At 65.0% G+C, this 2,236-nt stretch carries 1 protein-coding gene; it reads left to right on the plus strand.

Features of this window, described 5'->3' with window-relative positions:
* Positions 1 to 466: 466 nt before the first annotated feature.
* The coding region (locus RUR_RS00490; protein ID WP_283132812.1) for a hypothetical protein at positions 467 to 2,236 on the plus strand (1,770 nt) is incomplete at its 3' end.

The raw sequence follows: 2,236 nt of genomic DNA on the forward strand, positions 1-2,236 counted from the left end.
GTTGCGGGGGCGTTTCGACGCGCATTCGGAGCGGCTGGCCAAGAAGGTCTACACCGAGGGGATCCCCGCGGTGACCGAAGCCGCCGGCCTGCTGGAGATCGCGGGCATCGTGCTCCACACCCCTGCTTCATGACCGACTGAGGCCACACGAACCACACCGGGTAGCCGGGCCGGGACGCCCACGACACCGTTCCGGCCCGGCCATGACCGGATCCGTCCTGGCGGATCCGAAGGAGGATGATCGGTGAGATCGAGCAGAATCCGCGGCTCCCGCTCCCGTAGGGGACCGGCGGCAGCCTCGGCGATCAGGGCGGTGGGAGCGTTGCTCACCTTCGTGCTGACCGCTTCGCTGCTGCACGTCCCGCCCGCGCTCGCCGCATTGTCGGCCGACGTGCGGCAGCGGCTGGAGGTCGGGCTCCACGCGTCCACGATGCATCTGCGCAGTCCGCAGCTCTTCAAGGACGTCGTGCTCAGCCTGCAGCACACTGCCGAGGCCGCACGCAATCCCAACGCCGACGAAACGCATTACACCCAAAACATCAACGAGCTCTCCGCTGATATCGACAAGGAGTGGGATAAGGCGCGTACATCTACCGGACATGAGGTCAATGCCCTGATCCGAATCGTCGACCTCGTGCGCGGCAAGCCCAAGTATCGCGACACCGCGCTGGCTCTCAAGCAGGTGGTGGGTGATCTGCCCGCGGGCGACGGCCGGATCTTCGCCAGCTGGCGGGATTCCCTGGCCGGCCTGGGCTACGGGCAATCCGAGGCGGGGGCCCTTCTGCGGGCGCTGAACGAGAAGGCGGCGGGAGCGGTCCGGGCGCTCGGCGCTCAGCGCGGAGCCGACCACCCCGCCGTCAAGGCCTGGAACGCCGGGATCGGTGCCAAATCCGGTGTCACCGCGGTCGCGACGACCGATGAGCTGGTGAACAGCTCACCTTTGAAGGGCGTCGTCGACTTCTCCGCGCTCATGAGGTATCAGCCGGGTGACGTTCGGTACCGGCAGGAGATCTCCGGGCAGATCCAGCAACTGCTCCAGCGGAACAACGAGGTCATCGGCATCTCGGTGATCGCGATCAACGATCTGCAGAGCAGATACGGGGGCGCTTACCTCTGGACCACCGTCGCGCCGCCCGCACCGCCCAACGCGTACGAGATCGCGATGGCGGAGGCACAGGCGCGGCAGAAAGACATCGACGGCTTCGCCGACGGACTCCGGCTGATAACCGGGCTGCTCGGACTGGTCAACCCGGCGGAGGCGGCCAAAGCTGTTGTCGTCTGCGATTCGGTGATCAAGTTCGCCACAACCGTCAACGCGTACGTGCCCAAGCTCGTCGGGAAGGGGTTGAAGGAGGCGATCTTCCAATCCGCGACCGTGGACGTCGCCAAGGGCCTCTACGAATTGGTAACCGCGCTGCTCCCGCTCTTCCTCGCCAATGAGCCGAGTCCGGCCGCCATGATCCTCTCGCAGGTCAGCGGAGTCCGCGAGCAGGTGGCGAAGCTGCACAACACGATGAACGAGCAGTTCAACCGGGTGAACAAGAATCTCAACCTCATCTTCAAAGACATGCTCGCGAAGTTCGACGAGGTCCTGAAGCTGCAGATGACGACGATCGTCCAGCTCACCGAGATCCAATTCCAGCTGCACGCGATCGAGCAGAGGATAGACGCCTGGTCGACCGAGATCATCAAGGCGCTGCAGAACGACGCCCTGAAAGATGCCAGAGCGAAACTGACCGAATTCATCGGATACCGCATCACCCGGGGGGAGCCGATTCCGAGCGTCGACACGTTCGACGGTGCCATCAACGAGGTGCACAGCGCGGCGGTGAACATCGTCAACAAGACACCGTTCGTTGTGAGCCCGGGCAACTATCAGACCCACAAGAATGATCCGCTCGCGGCGATCAAGCCTCATCTGGGGACCGGGGGTGCCGCCGGGTTCCTGAGCTGGTACGGGAAGGAGAAATACCAGTGGCCGGACCAGGTGGCGGTGGTGCCGAACGCCGCGGCCTGGCTGTCGATGGCGAACGGCTACCGCCGGCTCTCCGTCGAGAACCCCGATTTCGCGGCACAGATGGATCCCGTGCGGACCAACCTTGTGGCCGAGGGCGGGGAGGACGTGAACGCGGCGGTGCAGAAGTTCAGTCAGGCGCTCGATAAGCCGGGCGCGGACGGTACCTACACCAACGCTCTGTACCGGGGGCTGGTGGCGGACTACAAGACGGCGGCCGGG

Origin of the sequence: Rhizohabitans arisaemae (assembly GCF_025996515.1) — a bacterium.
In the GTDB taxonomy this organism is placed as follows: domain Bacteria; phylum Actinomycetota; class Actinomycetes; order Streptosporangiales; family Streptosporangiaceae; genus Rhizohabitans; species Rhizohabitans arisaemae.